Raw genomic sequence first — 19,141 nt, forward strand, 5'->3', positions numbered from 1 at the left:
ACTAGCGGCCCAGATCAAACCCAAAGACAAGCCGGCCACCTAACCACCCACCCACAATGAGCAAGATCGCGCCGGCGATATGCCAGCCAAGATAGGCGTTGCGTTGGGCAGGGTCGTTGAGAATAGCTGGTTGCCGGCGCCGCATCAGCCAGACCCGGCCATAACATACGCTGGCGGCCAAGCTCGCCGCGGCGTGGCCATTCGTCCATACAATCACTGGATCATCGATGGCACGACCGACCAATTGGCGGGCAGCGTCAAATAATCCGCTGGCAACAGCAACGAGCGCGCCGAGCAAGCCGAAGATCAGGCAATGAAAGGCGCTTTGATCCCATTGCATGCGCCCGGTGCTCAGCGCAATCAACGAAAAGAGACTGCTGGCGAGCAGCAGTCCAATCGGAATATGGATGGTGGCAGGATGCAGTGCGTACATCACCTGCAATTATACCATAGCCGCTGCTGGCTCGATGCGTGCTCGGCCAGCACTCTGCTCACCGAGCTGCTGGGCAATCGCTGTGGCGTGATTGGCCGGCAGATCGACAACCATCGTCACATCAGCGGCGAATGTCTCAGTAACAATGATGGCGGCGTTTGCCTCAAGCAACCGGCGAATAAGAGCGTAATCGGGGTATTGCAGGTGGATCGTCATGCGTTGATAGATGATCCGTTCGGTTCGCGGTACCATGGCGAGCACTGCGCGGGTGGCATCGCTATAGGCTCGCACGAGCCCGCCAACGCCGAGGAGCGTGCCGCCAAAATAGCGCGTCACGATCACCGTAATATCGCCAAGATCAGCGCCGCGTAAGACGGCCATCATCGGGCGGCCAGCAGTTCCGGCTGGTTCGCCATCATCACTCATGCCGGCGATCGTGCTGGCGCCATAACCGACCAAATAAGCGTAACAATGGTGGGTGGCATCGGGCATTTCCGCGCGTACAGCGGCGATCGCGGCCCGCGCCGCTGCAACAGTGGGTGTCGGGATCGCTTGGGCAATGAATCGTGATCCGCGCACGACAATCTCGGTGCGGGCCGGGGCAGCCGGAATAGGGTAGGATGTGGTATTCATTGTGCTGGGGCCTGCCATAATGGGTTGGTGAGCTCGTCAATCGCAGCTTCGATCGCTGTCAGTTCGCTTGCAAGCGCATAGTAACGGGCGCGGCCTTCGACGTGGCGCACGGCCCAGAAAGGCTGGAATGGTTCAGGGATCGGGTTACGCAGGGCGCGGGCAACCTCGGCGAGCAGTTCGCGAAATTCGAGTTCCCACCACCGTTGGAGCGCCGCGCTCAGCGTGCTGCCGGGAGGGCCGAAATCGGCCAGTAGACGGCGGGCAAACTCGCGGGTGAGCGCATATTGCTCGTGGGCCACTGCTACTGCCTGCGCCGCTAGCTCAGCAAGGCGACCGGCAATGGCAGTTGGCGGCGCTGGCAAGACAATGGTGTCTGTCACCTGCTGCAAGCGGCGGCGACCGGCGCTGGAGGCGAGCAAGGCGAGTACCACATGATCGGCAGGCGCGAGGATGCGGATAGGAGCGATAGGAATCGCATTGCCGGCATCCCATGCGATGGCCGGGTGTTCACCAACGCCGATCAAGATGCGCGGGATGGGTGCAGAGAGCGCAGGCTTCGCTGTGGGCGGCAATTCCCAACATAACGGCTCTGATGCGTCAGCGTAGGCGCTCAGACGCCGGCTGAGGCCGGGGTGTCGCTTTACCAGATCCTCAACGCTGCTGATCGCATGGTTCTGGCTGTAACCCAGTGGCAGGGCGAGCAGCCAGTGATCGCCAGTCGGGGTATACCACGGACGAAGCGCGCTCGCATCAATGACCGGTCGTAACAAGGGTGCGCAAGCCGGCTCGAAGATAACCGCTTGATCGCGTTCGGCGCGGGTATATCGCAGTGCCTGATGGGGAGCCGGAATACCGGCAAGGAGTGTGCGCATAGCTTTATGGGTCGTGTTACAATACACATTATGATATAGTATACATCTGTATCATACATTGCTCGACAATTACGCTGATGCGCGAACAGCGGCAAACGTTGCCTGTTCGTGGCGCTTTCTGGTAGCCTAAGGAGCAGTCCATGACCGAATTGGCCGAACACGCGCCATCGGTTGCGGTAAACGCCCCATTATTACCCCTCAAGCTCTCGCCGCCGCCGGTGCGAGATGACGAAATGTTGCGCCGGGATTTGCAGGCGTTATTAGCTGAAGCACGCTTGCTGCCGGTAACGGTGGTCGTGGCACCGGCTGGGTATGGTAAAACCACCTTATTGGCCCAGTGGGCCGATCAACTCGCCCGCACCGGAGCGCAAGTAGCGTGGCTTGGTTTTGAGGCAAGCGACCAAGAGCCGGCCTTGCTGCTCGCGTATCTGATCGGCGCAATTCAGCGGATTTTGCCTCAGGCAGGCGAGCAAGCATTGCGCATCTTGCAGAGCGTATCCGGTTTAGAACGGGATTGGCCGTTGGTGGCCGGCGCATTGCTGAGCGATGTGCAACGTGAGTTGCAATCACAAACAATGTTGATCCTCGACGATGTGCATCTGGTGAGCGATGGGCCGATTACGGCTGATCTGCTGGGCTATCTCTTACGCGCTGCACCGCCAAATTTGCACATTGTGATGGCTTCGCGCCGGCCGTTGACGTTTGCCCCGCTCCCGCGCCTGCGTGCTGAAAGGTTGTTGCTTGAGATCGGGGCGAATGATCTCTTGTTACAACGGCACGAGGCGATCGAATTGTTGCAACGAACTGGGGTGTCGTTGACGGATGATGAGCTCGATCTGTTGTTCGAACGCACCGGCGGTTGGATGTTGAGCGTGCAGTTGGCAGTGCGCACACTGGCCCGCCAGACGCCTGAGCAGCGCCGGGTGTATCTGCAAGGCTTGGCGACAAATCAGCACGATCTGTTTGAGTATCTGGCTTCAGAGGTGTTGGCGGCGTTGCCGCCGCGCTTGGTCGATCGCTTGATCTGCGCCGCTCTGCTTGGTCAAGTCAACCCCTCGTTGCTCGATGAGGCGCTTGGCGTTGATGATAGCGCCAAACTGATCGAACAAGCAATTGCGCTCGGCTTGCCGCTAACGGTTGATGCCGGCGCGTCCAATGGCGAACGGATTTTCCGCTTTCACCCACTCTGGCAGCGCCTGTTAGCCGATCGAGCGCTGACCCGGTTTGATCGAGTGACGGTGCGCGACCTGCACGAACGGTTTGGGATGGTGCTGGTGCGCCATGATCAAATCGAGGCGGCGTTGCGCCATTTAGCGGCGACCGGCAACCCGGCAGCGATCGCGCATGCCCTGCGCGAGCATGCGTGGCCATTGATCGACTCGCCCCAGCGCGACAGTTTGCGGAATTGGATCGAGCGTCTCCCGCCGGAAGTGCGCGAACGCGATCCTGAATTGCTCCACATGCAAGGTTGGAGTTTGTTCAATACCGATCGCGAACGCGCTTTGCAATTGATCAGCCAAGCCGCCGAACAATACCGGCTGGCCGGCGCTCCGGCGCAGGAGCTGCGCGCGCTGCGCGATATGGCCGTTCTCCTCTTCTGGTCTGATGCGCCGGTTGAGTTTGCGGCGGCGTGCCGCCGCGTCATTGCGGCGGCGGCGCGCGCCAACGACACGTGGTCGCGCGGCGCAGCGTTGGTTGGGTTGATGGCGCGCGCCTATAGCCAAGGGCGGTTTCGGGCGGCATTGCGAATCGCGCGTTGGGCCGATCGCCGTCCGCTCAGCGTGCTGTGGCAGTGGTTGCTGGCTGCGCTGCGGGCATCGATCTATACCCAGCAGGGCTACCCAGCAGAAGCGATGACTGCGATTAATGCCGCGCTTGAGTTGCCCCGCATCGATCGCAACGATATGTTGCGCCAGTCGTTGCTGTTGTTGCAGGCGATGGCGCTCTACCAGCAGGGGAAAGGCGAAGCTGCGCTCGATCAAGTGCAAGAATGTTATTACCGGTTGAGCGATTACGCGCCCGGCAGTGTGCTGGCCGGCAATACAGCCTTAATGTTGGCCCTGTTGTTGATCGAGCATGATCGATATGAAGAGGCCGCCACATCGTTGCAGCGGGTACGGCAAATCGTGGCCCATCTTGATGACCGTCTCTTGGGCGCGCGCGCCCGGATCGTTGAAATCTATGGGTTGTTGCGTAACCACCAGCCTGCTGCTGCGGCGGCGCAGGCGCTAGCATTTTGGCAAAAACTGCGTGAGCAGCCGGTGGCAAGTGTGCAGCACCCCGCCTATTGTGATAGCCGCTATCTCAATACGCAGGATCTCTGGTTGCAGAGCCTGTTGCTGATTGCTATCGGCGAAGGCGGCGCACGTGATCAGGCGTTGGCGATAGCAGATGACCTGCTCTCGTCTATGGATCGGCGCTACGATGGTTTGTTCCGCGCTTTGATCCATATTTACCGGGCCTATTTGGTGGCGCAGTATCAGAGCGACTCGCCTGCGATTAAGGAGGATTTGCTATCGGCATGTGCGATTTGCGATCGTGCTAGCGTTGAGTCGCTGCCCTTTTTGCCGCGCCCGGCGATGCTCTGGGCGATCAAGACCTCGTTGCAACTTGGGTTGTCGAGCCGGGCAATGAATGCTGCGCTCCGCCAGTTTGATACGACGACGCTGGCCGCAATCCTTATTCCGTTGCTCGATGAGTCGTTTCCGGTTGCGCTGCGCGTGCGCAGCGCTGGCCTGATCGGCGATCTGAGCGTTGTTAATGCGTACAGCACGCTGCGGGCATTATTGAAAGATCGTTCGCCCCACGTTCGCCAAGCGGCTCAGGATGCGCTTGAGCGGCTGAGCTATCGTCCGCCCTACCGGCTTATCATCCGTGCTTTGGGCGGATTCCAAGTGCTTCGTGGCGATCAAGAGGTTCGTGATCGCGATTGGCGCAGCGTTAAAGCGCGCCAGTTGCTGCAATTGTTGCTGATCGAGCGCGGGCGTATGCTGCCGCGCGAGCAGATTATGGATATGCTCTGGCCCGGTCTCGATAGCGAGTCAGCTTCCAATAATCTGCGGGTGACGATCAGCCGGTTGATTAAGGCGCTGGAGCCTGATCGGCCAGAAGGTGCGCCAACCTACTATATTATCCAGCAAGGTGACACCTATGGCTTTAATGTCGAGAGCGATCATTCGTATGATGTGGCTGATTTCGTGCAGGCGGTAGAGCGAGGCCGGCGCGAATTGCAACGCAACCGGAGCACCGAAGCGCGTGAGGCCTTCCAAGTGGCGGTGTCTCTCTATACTGGCCAGTTTTTGCCTGATAGTTTGTACGAAGATTGGTCGGTGGTGGAACGGGAACGATTAGGGTTGTTGTTTACCGATGCCACGCTCAGTTTGGGCCGCATTCTGTTTGACGAGGGGAAGTATCACGATGCCATTGCGTTGGGCTGGCGGGTGCTCGAGTACGATAAAGCGCAGGAAGAGGCGTACCAGTTGCTGATTCGTGGGTATGGAGCAATTGGTGAGCGCAGCACGGCTATCCGGTTGTATCAGCGTTGTGTAACCGCACTGCGCGATGAGCTTGGCGTTGAGCCGCTATCCGAAACGGTAGCGCTGTTTGAGCAAGTTCGCGGCAAACGTGCGTCGTAGCTAGGTAGTAGCCTCAGAGGCGGTTTTATTAGCATCGGCGGGGGCGTGCTGTTGCAAGTGATTGTTGATAAAAGCTAAGAGTTCATCGAGTTGGTCAATGCGGCACTCAAAGCCGGTGCCAATATGCTGGATCCGCCCGCTCCACCGCTGCGCCGCCATGTCTTCGTTCTCGGCTACGACAATCCGCACCAAAAATGATTCGACTCGCCGAGTCGCCATACTTTTCTTTCCTCGCTCTATCATCTGTCACCCGACTAGCAAACTTAGTAGTATCATACTGAGGTGTTCTTACCATTTCATAACCAAGATCTAGATTGTGTCGCGAGGATTGCTGTGCAAGCTGTGATTGCAGTATTACCCGGAGATGGGATTGGGCCAGAGGTGGTGGCGGAAGGGGTGAAGGTGTTGCAGGCGGTAGCGGCCCGCTTTGGTCACACCTTTACTCTGCGTGAAGCATTGATCGGTGGGTGTGCGATTGATGCTGCCGGCGAGCCGTTGCCTGCTGAAACCGTGGCGTTGTGCCGCGAGGCTGATGTGGTGTTGCTCGGTGCGGTCGGCGGCCCCAAGTGGGATGATCCGCAGGCGAAGGTGCGGCCCGAACAGGGGTTGCTCGGCATTCGCAAGACGCTCGGTCTGTTTGCCAACCTGCGTCCGGTGCAGATGCATCCACGCTTGATCGATGCCTCGCCGCTGCGTCCCGAACGGCTGCAAGGTGTCGATCTGATCGTGGTGCGCGAGTTGACCGGCGGGATCTACTTTGGCGAGAAGCGGCGCGAACGTGGCCCCGGTGGTGAATGGGCCAGCGATCTCTGTATCTATACCGAGGAGGAGGTTGTCCGGGTGGTGCGGGTTGCCGCGCAATTGGCCCGCCGCCGCCGCGGCAAGCTGACGCTGGTTGATAAGGCGAATGTGCTCGAAACCAGCCGGTTGTGGCGCAGTATTACGACTCGGCTGATGCGCGATGAATTCCCTGATCTGCAATTTGAGACCATGCTGGTTGATGCTTGCGCCATGCATCTCATCCGCCGTCCGGCTGATTTTGATGTGATTGTGACCGAGAATATGTTTGGCGACATTCTCACTGATGAAGCAGCGATGCTGGCCGGTTCGATGGGGATGTTGCCGTCGGCGTCGTTGGGCAGCGGGCGGATGGGGTTGTATGAGCCGATCCATGGTTCGGCCCCCGATATTGCTGGGCAGGGGAAGGCCAATCCCTTGGCAACGATTTTGAGTGTGGCGATGCTGTTACGCCATTCGCTCGATCTAGCTGCCGAAGCCGAGTGTGTTGAATCGGCGGTGGCAGCGGTGATCGAGCGTGGGATTGTGACCGCCGATATTGCCGCCCCCGGCCAGCCTACCTATAGCACTGCCGTGGTTGGCGATGCGGTCGCTGCTGCGGTGGCTGGGTGATAAGGTTTATCGCCGAGGACGCAGAGGGCGCAGAGGATGTCTCTTTTTATCCTCTGCGCCATTGTGTCGTTTTACGCCAAGGGCGGCGCTCTGTTGCTCTCTTCCCGCCCTTTCTCTCTGGTTGAGCTGAGATACTCCGTTTTCTCACACAAGCATTTATGGTGATCGTCAATCCTCTGCGATCTCTGCGGTACATAAACCAACGTGTCTATCCGTTGCGGTATACTTGAACCAGCGCGTACTGCCCTGTGCTATACTGGCAGCCACGCAACCGAATCGCACTCGTTATCGCAACGGAAGGAGCGCTCGATGGAGCGAAAGATTCGCGTGCTGGTCGCGAAACCCGGTCTCGATGGCCACGATCGGGGCGCTAAAGTCATTGCCCGCGCTCTACGTGATGCCGGCATGGAGGTGATCTATACCGGCTTGCAGCAGACACCGCAGATGATCGTTGAGGCTGCGCTGCAAGAGGACGTTGATGTGATCGGTCTCTCGATCCTTTCTGGCGCGCACATGACGCTGCTGCCCAAAGTGATGCAGTTGCTGCGCGAGCAGGGTATGACCGATGTGCTGGTCGTCGCTGGCGGGATCATCTCTGATGAAGATGCCGAGATTCTGAAGCGCGAGCACGGCATCGCCGAGGTGTTCGGCCCCGGTTCGTCAACGCAGGCGATTATCGACTTCATCCGTTCCAACGTCCAGTTGACGCGGGGTTGAGCTATGAGCGAGCACGAATTGGTGACGCGCTTGCGCAACGGCGAGCGGCGAGCGCTGGCGCGCGCCATTTCTCTGGTCGAGCATGGCGGGCCGGCGGCGCGCGCAGTGATGGCGGCGGCCTACCCTTACGCTCATGCCCATCGGGTTGGCATCACCGGCCCTCCTGGCGCCGGCAAATCGACGCTGGTCACGTCGTTGGCCCAAGAATGGCGCCGGCGCGGGGTGCCGGTTGGCATCGTCGCCGTTGATCCATCGTCGCCGTTCAGCGGCGGCGCGGTGCTTGGCGATCGCATCCGCATGCAGGCGCTCGGCGGCGATCCCGGCGTCTTTATTCGCAGTATGGCCAGCCGGGGCCGGATGGGCGGTTTGGCGCGCGCGACTGCCGATGCGGTCAGCTTGATCGCCGCTGCCGGTTTTCCAATCGTGTTCATCGAGACGGTTGGCGCTGGGCAGGATGAAGTTGATATTGCCCAGACCGCCGATACCACGATTGTAGTGGAAGTGCCCGGCATGGGCGATGATGTGCAGAGCATTAAAGCCGGCATGCTCGAAATTGCCGATATCTTTGTGGTCAACAAAGCTGACCGGCCCGGCGTCGATCAGACAGTGCGCCAGCTCCGCACGATGTTGCAATTGGGGGGCGCGCCGGCTGATGGCTGGTCGCCGCCGGTGTTGACGGCGGTAGCCACCACCGGCGAGGGATGCGCGCAGATTGTCGATGTGGTCGAGCAGCACCGGCAACATCTTGCCAATGATGGCGCGCAAGCCGGCCGGATGCGGGCGTTGGCCGAGCGTGAGCTGGCTGCCGCAGTACAAGAATTGATCCTCGAACGGTTGCGCGGCCCGCGTTGGGAAGAGTTGGTGGGCGAGATTGCCTCTCGTCGGCGCGATCCGTATGCCGCTGCGAGCGAGTTGTTGGATGGATAGGGCGCGGCATTCGTCGCCCGTACAATAGGTGGATGGGGCGCGGTAGGGGCGAAGCATGCGTCGCTCGTGCGAATAGCCCCTATATATCTAGGAGGTTTTCTGTGCAGGTTAATCCGTCGATTTTTAAAGCCTACGATATTCGCGGCATTTATCCAACCGAGCTGAACGAAGAGGTAGCCTATCTGATCGGGCGCGCCTTCGTCACCTTCCTTGGCGCCGATACGGTGATCGTCGGGCGCGATATGCGCACCTCCGGCCCGGCACTGTTCGATGCGGTGACGCGCGGGATTATGGATCAGGGGGCTGACGTGGCTGACATTGGTATGGTCAGCACCGATCAGTACTACTTCGCCTGCACCCAGCTCGGCTTCCCCGGTATGATGGTGACGGCGTCGCACAACCCCAAGCAATACAACGGCTTTAAGATGGTGCGCCGCATGCCCTACCTCTTGTCGGGTGATGAGGGGATTCAGGATCTGCGCCGGTTGGTCGAGAGCGAAGACTTCCCGACGCCAACCCGCCGCGGCGAACGTCGCGAGTACGATTTCAAAGAGCAGTTTGTGCAGAAGGTGCTCTCGCTGATCGGTGTCGAGGCGATTAAGCCGCTGAAGGTGATCGTTGATACCGGCAACGGCATGGTCGGCCCGATCCTGCAAGCGGTCTATTCACGCTTACCCATCCAATTAACCGGGATGTATCTCGATCCCGACGGCACCTTGCCCAATCACGGCCTCGATCCGCTGATGCCAGAGAACCGGGCCGAGTTACAGCAGCGGGTGAAAGACGAAGGGGCTGATATTGGCTTTGCCTTCGATGGCGACGGCGACCGCTTCTTTGCCATCGACGATCGCGGCGAGTTTATTCCCGGCGATTTTTTGACGGCGATTTTGGGCCGCTATCTGCTCGAAGAAGAGCCAGGGGCGAAGATTCTCTACGATGTGCGCGCGTCGTGGGCAGTGCCCGACGAAGTGCGCACTGCCGGCGGTATCCCGTTGGTCGAGCGGGTTGGGCATGCGTTCATCAAGCGCCGCATGGCGAATGAAGACGCGATCTTCGCCGGCGAGGTCTCTGGCCATTACTACTTCAAAGCGTTCGCCTTCGCCGACTCAGGCATCATCCCCTCGCTCTACCTGCTGGAAATGCTCTCGAAGCGCGGAGTGAAGATGAGCGAATTGGTGGGCCAGCTCGAATCGCGTTACTTCATTTCCGGCGAAATCAACTCGCGGGTGAGCGATGTGCGCGCGAAGCTTGACGAGATCGCCGAACGCTACAGCGATGGTAAGATCGAGCGGCTCGACGGCGTGTCGGTCAGCTACGACACGTGGCACTTCAACGTGCGCGGTTCCAACACCGAGCCGCTGATTCGCCTGAATCTTGAGTCGATCGCATCGCGCGCCGAGATGGAAGCCAAACGCGATGAGGTTTTGGCGGTGATCCGGTCGTAATGCCGGATTGGTTACGCTCATTGGTGACGAATATATTTCGTGATCATGATTGTGGAGACGCACTGCCGTGCGTCTCTACAATTTTTCTCCCCCATCCCATCCCCCCATTTCGATTTGGGATAATCACCCTTGACACGTGCATCAACACTCAGTATATTAAAGGTATCGAATATATTCCCAAACGGAATAGATTGCGCCTCACCAATTCTTCCAATCACTGTTCCCCCTTGGCAGGGGCGCTCGTCTCAATCCTAGTCTGATACTCGCAACCGGCTCGTTGGCGAGCCACGAATAGAGGTTGTCGTTCATTGGCGAACGGAGAAGAGCGCTATGGAAATCAGTCAGGACAAGCTCCTTTGGGCGTATGAGCGGATGCGGCTCATTCGTGAGTTCGAGGATCGGCTCCACACCGATTTTGCCGCCGGCAAGATTCCCGGTTTCGTTCACTTGTATGCAGGCGAAGAGGCGGTGGCAACCGGTCTCTGCGCCCATCTGCGCGATGATGATTTCATCACCAGCACCCATCGCGGCCATGGTCACTGTATCGCCAAAGGCGTTGATCTGCGCGAGATGATGGCCGAGATCTACGGCAAGGCGACCGGCGCGTGCAAAGGCAAGGGTGGTTCGATGCACATTGCCGATGTCAACAAGGGCATGCTCGGCGCGAATGGGATCGTCGGCGGCGGCCCGCCGCTGGCCTGCGGTGCCGGTCTCACCGCCAAGCTCAAAGGCACCGATCAGGTGACGGTCTGTTTCTTCGGCGATGGCGCTTCTAATCAAGGCACCACCTTCGAGGGTCTCAATTTGGCCGGCATCTGGAAACTGCCAGTGATCTTTGTCTGCGAAAACAACGGGTACGCCGAGACCACCTCGCCCCACTATTCCGTCTCTGGTCAAGACATTGCCGCTCGCGCGCGCGGTTTTGGCATGCCGAGCATTGCCATCGACGGTCTCGATTTCTTCGCTGTCTACGAAGCTGCCGGCGAGGCGATTGCCCGCGCCCGGCGCGGCGAGGGGCCGACCTTCATCGAGGCGCAGACCTACCGCTACTACGGTCACTTCGAGGGTGACTCGATCCGCTATCGCAATCGGGAAGAGGAAGAACATTATCGCTCGCTCGATTGTCTCCACCGCTTCCGCCAGACCGCTATTGCGCAAGGGTTGCTGACTGAGACTGAGCTTGACGAGATCGACGCGCGTGCGCGGGCTGCGATCGACGATGCGGTGCGGTTTGCTGCCGAAAGCCCGATGCCCGATCCAGCCGAGCTGCTGACTGATGTCTATGTGGATTATCCGATGGCGGCGCTCTGGCCGTTCCAAGCGGCGGCTGTGCCGGTGCATCGCTAGGCGGTTCAGCGAATAGATTTCCGGCGGAGCTTCTCCGCTGCCACTCAATGATGAGGTGACACTATGACGGCAATGGTTGAAGAGGCGGTACGCACCCTGAGCTATCGCGAGGCAATTAACGAGGCGCTGCGCCTGGAGATGCGGCGCGACCCAACTGTGATTTTGATGGGCGAGGATGTAACCGGTGCGTCGCACAGCGAAGACGAGAGCCATCTCGATGCGTGGGGCGGTGTGTTGGGCGTGACCAAGGGCTTGGTGCATGAGTTTGGCCGCCAGCGGGTGCGCGATACGCCGATCACCGAGTCTGGCTTCGTCGGCGCTGGGGTTGGCGCAGCGGCTACCGGTATGCGCCCCGTGGTCGAGCTGATGTTCATCGGCTTTATGGGAGTCTGCCTCGACCAGATCGTCAATCAGGCCGCCAAGATGCGCTATATGTTTGGCGGCAAAGCCCGCATTCCGCTGGTCATCCGCACTATGATCGGGGCCGGTTTCCGCGCTGCGGCCCAGCATTCCGATTCGATCTACTCGACCTTCGTCCACTTCCCCGGCCTCAAGGTGGTGGCGCCGGCGACGCCGGCTGACGCCAAAGGCTTGCTGGCGGCGGCCATCCGCGACGACGATCCGGTGATCTTCTGCGAGCATAAGCTGCTCTACGATATGAAGGGGCCGGTGCCCGAAGGCGAGTATGTGATTCCGCTCGGCCAAGCTGAGATCAAGCGCGAGGGCGGTGATGTGACGATCGTGGCGATTTCGCGCATGGTGCTGCACGCGCTTGAAGCGGCTGAACGGCTGGCCCAGCAGGGGATCAGCGCCGAGGTGGTCGATCTGCGCACGCTCTCGCCGCTCGACGAGACGACCGTGCTCGAGTCGATCCGCAAGACGGGCCGGCTGGTGGTGGTCGATGAGGATAACCCGCGTTGCAGCGTGGCGACCGATATTGCTACTCTAGCAGCGACGCAAGCGCTCGAATTCCTCAACGCTCCCGTCAAGCTGGTGACGCCGCCCCATACCCCGGTGCCGTTTAGCCCGACGCTCGAAGACGCCTACATCCCCTCGCCAGAGCGTATCGTCGCGGCGGCGCGGGCGGCGTTGGGCTAAGCGCGGCGGGTTGTTGTTGCAGGAGTTGCCATGCCTACCGAGGTCGTGATGCCCAAGTGGGGCTTGAGTATGCAAGAGGGCAAGATTAACCTCTGGCTCAAGCGCGAGGGTGAAGCGGTACAGAAGGGCGAACCGATTGCCGAGGTCGAGACCGAGAAGATTACGAATGTGGTGGAAGCGCCGGCCAGCGGCACGCTGGCCCGGCTCTGCTACCCTGAAGGCAGTGTGGTGGCGGTGACGAAGGTCATCGCCTACATCACCGCTCCCGGCGAGCAGTTGGCTGGCATTACCACGAATGGCGCAACCGAGACGGTAACGACCGCTCCCGCGCCAGCGCTGGCAGCGCCAAAGCCAGCTTCACCGTCGCCAACGGCAGCGGCAGGCGGGGTGCGCGCGATGCCGGCGGCGCGCAAGCTCGCCCAAGAGCACGGGATTGATCTGCATACGCTGACCGGTAGCGGCCCCGGCGGCGCGATCGTCAAAGAGGACGTCGAGCGCGCGATTGCTGCTCGCGCTGCGCCGGCGCAGCCGTTGCAGCGGGTGCAATTCTACAGCGCCGGCTACCGGCTCGACGGCTTGCTCTACACGCCGCGCGGCTTGCCGGGGGGTGAGCGGCGGCCCGGCGTCGTCTTGCTGGTCGGCTACACCTACCTCAAGACGATGGTGATGCCCGATATTGCCAAGGTCTTGAACGCCGCCGGCTATGTGGCGCTGGTCTTTGACTATCGCGGCTTTGGTGAGAGCGAAGGGCCGCGCGGTCGCCTGTTGCCGCTCGAACAGGTGGCCGATGCGCGGGCTGCGCTAACCTTTCTCAGCGAGCAGCCTACCGTTGATCCTGATCGCTTGGCGGTAGTGGGAATCAGTCTCGGCGGTGCGCATGCGATCACCACTGCCGCGGTTGACGAACGGGTCAAAGCGGCGGTGGCGCTCGAACCGCCGGGCAACGGCGCGCGCTGGCTGCGCAGCTTGCGCCGCCATTGGGAATGGACGCAATTCCTTGCCAGCTTGGATGAAGACCGCCGCCATCGCGTGCGCACCGGCGTCTCGGCCACCGTCGATCCGTTAGAGATTGTGCTTCCCGATCCTGATTCGCAGGCGTTTCTCGATCAGGTCAGCGCCGAGTTCCCGCAGATGAAGGTGTCGGTGCCCTTGGAAAGCGCCGAGGCGTTGATCGAGTACGCACCCGAAGAAGTAGCTGATCAGATCGCACCACGCCCGCTGCTGATCATCCACGGCGACCGCGACCAGTTGGTGCCGTTGGCGGAAGCGCAGGCGATCGCTGACAACGCCGGCGATACCTGCCGGTTAGAGGTGGTATCCGGCATGACCCATTTCAACTGGGTATTGCCGGGCAGTCCCGGATTTACCCGCGTGACCGATAGCGTCGTTGCGTTTTTGCGCGAGACGATGCCGGTTACAGCGTAATGGAGAGCCGCACGGCCGTGCGGCTCCCAATGATCGCATAACCCCAAATCAAAGCGTATGATCACAGCCGGCATTATCGCCAATCCAGCCTCGGGCAAAGACATCCGGCGCCTCGTCGCCCATGGGTCGGTTTTCGATAACGAAGAGAAGGTCAGTATCGTCAAACGAGTGTTGCTGGGGCTCGAAGCGACCGGTGTCCAGCGGGTCTGGATCATGCCCGATCGCTTCGGGATTGGTCTCAAGGCGATCGACAACTTGCCGTTGCAGATCGAAGCCACCTTGCTCGACATGCCGGCGTGGTTCACTCCCGACGACTCGCGGCGAGCAGCGCAACTGCTGGCCGAACGTGGTGTTGGCTGCATTGTGACGCTTGGCGGCGACGGCACCAACCGCTTGGTAGCGAAGGGGTGCGGCGAGACGCCACTGATGCCGATCTCAACCGGCACCAACAACGTCTTTCCGATGATGATCGAAGCCACCACTGCCGGCCTCGCCGCCGGCTTGGTGGCGCGCGGTTGCGCCGAGGCGGCGGTGACGCGCGCGCCGCGGATCGATGTCTACCGCCTGAGCGCCGATCAGACCGAGGAAGGTTTGCCTAATGGCGTACCTCCCGACGATATTGCTCTGGTCGATGTCGCAGTGTACGACGAGCGGTTTGTCGCTTCTCGCGCGATTTGGGATAGCACGCGGATTAGTGATCTGGTTCTTACGCGCGCCGAGCCGGGCAATATTGGGTTGTCGTCAATCGGGGCCAATTTTCTGGCCGGCAACTATCCGCCGGGCCATGGCTTGTACCTACATCTAGCGGCTAGTGGCCAACCGGTGCGGGCGCCGGTCGCGCCGGGGTTGATGCAGACGGTGCATGTCGCGACGCACCGGGTGCTGGCCCCCGGCGACGTGGTGCGGGTGCGGTGCGACCGGCCAGCGGTTTTGGCCTTCGATGGCGAACGCGAATTGGAATTGCGGGCCGGCGATTGGGCGGTATTGCGCCTGAATCCCGCCGGCCCGCGGGTGATCGATCCGCGACGGGCGATTGCGGTGGCGGCTGGGGCCGGGTTTTTTACGGCGGGGCGGGTTTGAAACCCGCCCCAACCGCGATTATAACCGTTCAAAAATCCCCGCCGCACCCATCCCGCCGCCGATACACATCGTCACCATCCCGTACCGGCCACCGCGCCGCTCGAGTTCATCGAGGATCTGCACAGTCAATTTCGCGCCGGTGCAGCCGAGCGGGTGGCCGAGCGCAATCGCGCCGCCGTTCACGTTGACTCGCGCTTCGTCGAGACCGAGCTGGCGAATGACGGCAATGGCTTGCGCGGCGAAAGCCTCGTTCAGCTCGATCAGATCAATGTCGGCCAGCGTTAACCCAGCCTGCTTCAGCGCCTTGGGAATCGCTACCACTGGTCCGATCCCCATCACCTCCGGCTCGACGCCACCCACCGCAAAGCTCACAAAGCGCGCCCGCGGCTTCAGCTCCAGCTCAGCCGCCTTCGCGGCGCTCATCACCACCACCGCCGCCGCGCCATCGCTCGTCTGCGACGAATTGCCGGCAGTGACCGTCCCTTCGGTAGCAAAGACCGGCTTCAGTTTCGCCAACGCCTCTGCCGAGGTGTCGGCGCGCGGGCCTTCGTCGCGGTCGAAGATCTGCACCCGCCGCCGGGGTTGGCCATCCGGCCCCGGCTCAACCAGCTCAACCTCAACCGGCACGATGCTGCGGTCGAACAGACCGGCGGCCTGCGCCGCCAACGCGCGCTGGTGCGAACACAGCGCGAAAGCATCTTGATCGGCCCGGCTAATCTCGAACCGGCGGGCGACGTTCTCGGCGGTCAAACCCATGCCCAAGTAGACCGCCGGGTCGTGCTGGGCCAAATAGGGGTTGGGCGAGAACTTATTGCCGCTCATCGGCACCATGCTCATGCTCTCGGTGCCGCCGGCGACCACCACCTCGTTCTGACCAGCCATAATCTGGTAGGCAGCCATCGCAATCGTCTGCAAGCCCGACGAACAGAAGCGATTGACCGTCACCCCGCAGACGCTATCGGGCAGACCGGCGCGCTGCGCAGCGACGCGGGCCACGTTCAGACCCTGCTCGCCTTCGGGCATCGCGCAACCCATAATCACGTCTTCGACCAACCCCGGCTCGATCCCGGCCCGCTCAATCGCCGCCTTAATCACAATCGCCGCTAAGTCATCGGGGCGCACCGTGCGCAACGCGCCGCGTCCGGCTTTGCCGACTGCCGTGCGAACCCCGGAAACAATCACTGCTTCTTGCATCGCGATAACTCCTTTGTTATACGAGTAATGCCAAGGCGTAAAGCTCGCCAAGAACACAAAGTGTCTTTAACGCAAAGACGCAAAGTTCGCCAAGGACGCAAAGATGTCTGATGGGTCTGCTCCCACAAGCGCGCTGCTACCAAACCATCATTAAAAACCTTCGCGTCCTTTGCGTCTTTGCGTTTACCCGCCTCTGCGCCTTTTGCGTCCTTCGCGTCTCTGCGTGTACCATCCTCTGCGTCTCTGCCCCCTCTGCGCCTTTAGTTCCGGAGCGGTTTGCCATGTTCGAGCATGTGGCGGGCGCGGGCTTGGGTGCGCTCGTCCTTCAACAGCTCGATCACAGTCGTCCGTTCAAGGGTGTGCATATACACGTCGTCAACCCACTGCGCGCTGCTCAGTTCGCCGCCACACAAGACATACGCCAGCTTCTCGGCCAGCACCGCATCGTAGGGGGTGGCAAAGCCGCCTTCGCGCATCTGGTAGATCGCAATGCGCGCCGCCGCCAACCCGTCGCGGCCAAGGGCATAGCACGGCTTGGCGGAGATAGATGGCGTATACCCATCAGCCACCAGCCGCAGCACTTCACGCTTGGCCTCGCCGATTAGATAATCAGGGTTGAAGACGATCCGGTCAGTCGGGCGCAACAGGCCCAACTCCTTCGCTTCGTGAGCGCTGGTGGCGACCTTCGCCAGTGCAATCGTCTCGAACACCTGCTGGAAGGCTTTGATGGTATCGTTGCCGCTCCGCGCCGCCGCAGTGATAATTCGCCGGTTCATCTCGGTGCAGCCGCCCCACGCCGGGATCACCCCAACGCCAAACTCAACGAATCCCATGTAAGTCTCGGCGGCAGCCACCGACGCCGCGCTGTGCATCGACAACTCAACCCCGCCCCCCAGCGTCTGGCCGAACGGCGCGCTGACAATCGGCTTGGCGCTGTCGCGCATACGGCGGAAGGTCTGCTGCACCAGTGCCGCATACTCGTCGATGTCGTCCCACGCGCCTGCCATCACTGCCGCGCCTACATCGTTCAGATCGAGGCCAGCCGAGAAGCGCGGGCCTTGATTGCCGACGACCATGCCAACCCACGGCCCCTGCTCAAGTGCATCGAGGGCCTTGATCAGCATCTCAACCGCTTGCCCGCCGATGGTGTTGGCCTTCGAGTGCAGCTCGTAGCAGAGCACGCCATCGCCGAGATCGATCACGCTGGCGCTCTCGTTGCCAAACAGCTCGCGTCCGGCAGCCTTGAGCGCGGCCAGATCGATGGCGCGCGGATCGCACACGATGGGTTCGAGTTGGCCGGTCGCGACATTGTACGCCGCCGGTGCGCCATCCATCTCGCCGTAGAAACGGCATTCAGCAGCGATAAGCTGATCAACCCATGTCGGCAGACTCTCGCCAAAAGCGCGCATGCGCGCCGCCGTTTCAGCGATGCCCATCGCCTGCCAAAGCTGGAACGGCCCCATGTCGTGGGCAAATCCCCAGCGCATCGCGTTATCAACATCGGCCACGCTATCGGCAATTTCGGGCAAGCGGCGGGCGGCATACGCCATCATCGGGTAGATCGCTGCTGCCACCAGCTTCGCGCCGCGATCACCGGTTTCGGCCCGGTCAAGGATAAAACGCAGCCGGTCGGGCAGCGGTTTGATCTTGCGCGCTGCGGCGACCAGCTCGTCAACCGCAGCCGTGCCTTGCGGCGGCACATACTCGAGCGTCTGCAAATCGAGCGGCCAAAATTCGCGCTTGCCGTCACGCTTAACCTCTTTGTAGAAGCCTTGCCCAACCTTCTTGCCCAGCTTGCCGGCAGCGACCAGCCATCGCGACAGATCGTTGTGACGGTACACCTCACGGCTCTCATCATCGGGAATCGCGTCGTACAGATTCCCGGCCACGTATGCCATCACGTCAATCCCGACCTGATCGAGCAAGCGGAAGCTGGCCGTATTAGGCCGCCCAATCAGCGGGCCGGTCAGCGCATCGACCTCTTCCACCTGATAGCCGTGTTCGAGCGCGAAATTGAGCAGCACCTGCCCGGCATACACAAAGATGCGATTGCCGATAAAGTTGGGCCGGTCTTTGCAGATCACCACCCCCTTGCCCAGCCGCTCTTCGGCGAAGCGGCGGAAGGCAGCAACCACCGTCGGATCGGCCTCATCGCCGGGAATGATTTCGAGCAGGCGCAGATAACGGGGCGGATTGAAGAAGTGGCTGCCGAAGAAGTGGCGGCGGAAGGCCTCGCTGCGGCCTTCGGCGATGATCCGGATCGGGATGCCGGAGGTGTTGGTGGTGACGATCGCGTTCGGCTTCCGCACCTCTTCCAGCCGCGCCATCAACGCCTGCTTGGGGCCGATCTGCTCGACAATCGCCTCGACGATCCAGTCACACTCAGCCAGCCGGTGAAAATCGTCTTCGGTATTGCCCAGCGTAATGAGTTCGGTGCTGCGCTCACTGTAGAGGTTGGATGGGCGCGCCTTGCGCATGCGTTCAAACCCCTGCTGCACGATCCGGTTGCGCACCTGCGGATGACTAAGGGTCAAACCTTTTGCCTCCTCCTCGGCGGTGAGTGAGGCCGGCGGCACATCGAGCAACAACACTGGAATGCCGGTACCTGCCACTAGCGCGGCGATCGCGGCCCCCATCGTCCCGGCGCCGATCACGCCAACCCGTTTGATCTGATAGGTCATTGGGTCCTCCTTGACCATGTCTCTCCGTTGCGGACTCTCGTGCGCTTGTCACGCGGTTGTGTATTCACAACCGTGTGTTTAGACGCACTGCGTCATGGGATGAGCATATCATACCACAAGTTGCGCGAATTGGGGAATGGGATTCATAGTTTGCCCGATTCGTCCGTCTGGTGAGCCGAGCGTTGGCTATCGTTGCCCCATTTGACGCCCGTTGCCCTTATTGCTACAATGTTAAGTGATCTAC

General features: G+C 60.9%; 15 protein-coding genes. 9 read left to right on the forward strand and 6 right to left on the reverse strand.

The window, feature by feature from the left end; translation table 11 throughout:
• Window position 1: 1 nt before the first annotated feature.
• The 3 genes from U9R61_RS07670 to U9R61_RS07680 are packed head-to-tail and all read right to left on the reverse strand — an operon-like array spanning window position 2 to window position 1,938.
• A complete protein-coding gene (locus U9R61_RS07670; protein WP_322488317.1) occupies window positions 2-433 on the reverse strand; it encodes a DUF2231 domain-containing protein in 432 nt (143 codons plus the stop codon).
• A gap of 9 nt (window positions 434-442) precedes the next feature.
• Window positions 443-1,066: a YigZ family protein gene (locus U9R61_RS07675; RefSeq protein ID WP_322488226.1), complete on the reverse strand. Its 624-nt coding sequence runs from the start codon at window positions 1,064-1,066 to the stop codon at window positions 443-445.
• Window positions 1,063-1,938: a hypothetical protein gene (locus tag U9R61_RS07680; protein WP_322488227.1), complete on the reverse strand. Its 876-nt coding sequence runs from the start codon at window positions 1,936-1,938 to the stop codon at window positions 1,063-1,065. The genes U9R61_RS07675 and U9R61_RS07680 overlap by 4 nt, the downstream gene beginning before the upstream one ends.
• Window positions 1,939-2,078: 140 nt before the next feature.
• Here U9R61_RS07680 and U9R61_RS07685 point away from each other — a divergent pair, with 140 nt between their 5' ends.
• Window positions 2,079-5,573 (forward strand): BTAD domain-containing putative transcriptional regulator, encoded by a 3,495-nt coding sequence (locus tag U9R61_RS07685; RefSeq protein WP_322488228.1) that lies wholly within the window; start codon window positions 2,079-2,081, stop codon window positions 5,571-5,573.
• Here U9R61_RS07685 and U9R61_RS07690 read toward each other — a convergent pair whose 3' ends face one another.
• Window positions 5,574-5,792, reverse strand: coding sequence for a hypothetical protein (locus U9R61_RS07690; protein WP_322488229.1), 219 nt, complete (start codon window positions 5,790-5,792; stop codon window positions 5,574-5,576).
• A gap of 114 nt (window positions 5,793-5,906) precedes the next feature.
• Between U9R61_RS07690 and leuB the strand changes: the two genes are divergently transcribed.
• From leuB to U9R61_RS07730, 8 genes are all read left to right on the forward strand, one after another.
• Window positions 5,907-6,983: a 3-isopropylmalate dehydrogenase gene (gene leuB / locus U9R61_RS07695; RefSeq protein ID WP_322488230.1), complete on the forward strand. Its 1,077-nt coding sequence runs from the start codon at window positions 5,907-5,909 to the stop codon at window positions 6,981-6,983.
• A gap of 309 nt (window positions 6,984-7,292) precedes the next feature.
• Window positions 7,293-7,700 (forward strand): cobalamin B12-binding domain-containing protein, encoded by a 408-nt coding sequence (locus U9R61_RS07700; RefSeq protein WP_066786266.1) that lies wholly within the window; start codon window positions 7,293-7,295, stop codon window positions 7,698-7,700.
• Between the two features lie 3 nt (window positions 7,701-7,703).
• Entirely contained in the window at window positions 7,704-8,627 is a 924-nt protein-coding gene (gene meaB / locus U9R61_RS07705) for a methylmalonyl Co-A mutase-associated GTPase MeaB (RefSeq protein WP_322488231.1), read from the forward strand.
• 101 nt (window positions 8,628-8,728) lie between these two features.
• On the forward strand, window positions 8,729-10,072 hold the full coding sequence (gene manB / locus U9R61_RS07710) for a phosphomannomutase/phosphoglucomutase (RefSeq protein WP_322488232.1): 1,344 nt from the start codon (window positions 8,729-8,731) through the stop codon (window positions 10,070-10,072).
• Between the two features lie 330 nt (window positions 10,073-10,402).
• On the forward strand, window positions 10,403-11,419 hold the full coding sequence (locus U9R61_RS07715) for a thiamine pyrophosphate-dependent dehydrogenase E1 component subunit alpha (protein ID WP_322488233.1): 1,017 nt from the start codon (window positions 10,403-10,405) through the stop codon (window positions 11,417-11,419).
• A 63-nt stretch (window positions 11,420-11,482) separates the two neighbouring features.
• Entirely contained in the window at window positions 11,483-12,517 is a 1,035-nt protein-coding gene (locus tag U9R61_RS07720; RefSeq protein WP_322488234.1) for an alpha-ketoacid dehydrogenase subunit beta, read from the forward strand.
• A 30-nt stretch (window positions 12,518-12,547) separates the two neighbouring features.
• On the forward strand, window positions 12,548-13,942 hold the full coding sequence (locus tag U9R61_RS07725) for an alpha/beta fold hydrolase (RefSeq protein WP_322488235.1): 1,395 nt from the start codon (window positions 12,548-12,550) through the stop codon (window positions 13,940-13,942).
• A 57-nt stretch (window positions 13,943-13,999) separates the two neighbouring features.
• Window positions 14,000-15,022: an ATP-NAD kinase family protein gene (locus U9R61_RS07730; protein ID WP_322488236.1), complete on the forward strand. Its 1,023-nt coding sequence runs from the start codon at window positions 14,000-14,002 to the stop codon at window positions 15,020-15,022.
• An 18-nt stretch (window positions 15,023-15,040) separates the two neighbouring features.
• Here U9R61_RS07730 and U9R61_RS07735 read toward each other — a convergent pair whose 3' ends face one another.
• Entirely contained in the window at window positions 15,041-16,216 is a 1,176-nt protein-coding gene (locus U9R61_RS07735) for an acetyl-CoA C-acyltransferase (RefSeq protein ID WP_322488237.1), read from the reverse strand.
• A 260-nt stretch (window positions 16,217-16,476) separates the two neighbouring features.
• Window positions 16,477-18,897, reverse strand: coding sequence for a 3-hydroxyacyl-CoA dehydrogenase/enoyl-CoA hydratase family protein (locus U9R61_RS07740; protein ID WP_322488238.1), 2,421 nt, complete (start codon window positions 18,895-18,897; stop codon window positions 16,477-16,479).
• Window positions 18,898-19,141 lie beyond the last annotated feature (244 nt).

It is taken from the genome of Chloroflexus sp. (assembly GCF_034431535.1).
Lineage (GTDB): Bacteria > Chloroflexota > Chloroflexia > Chloroflexales > Chloroflexaceae > Chloroflexus.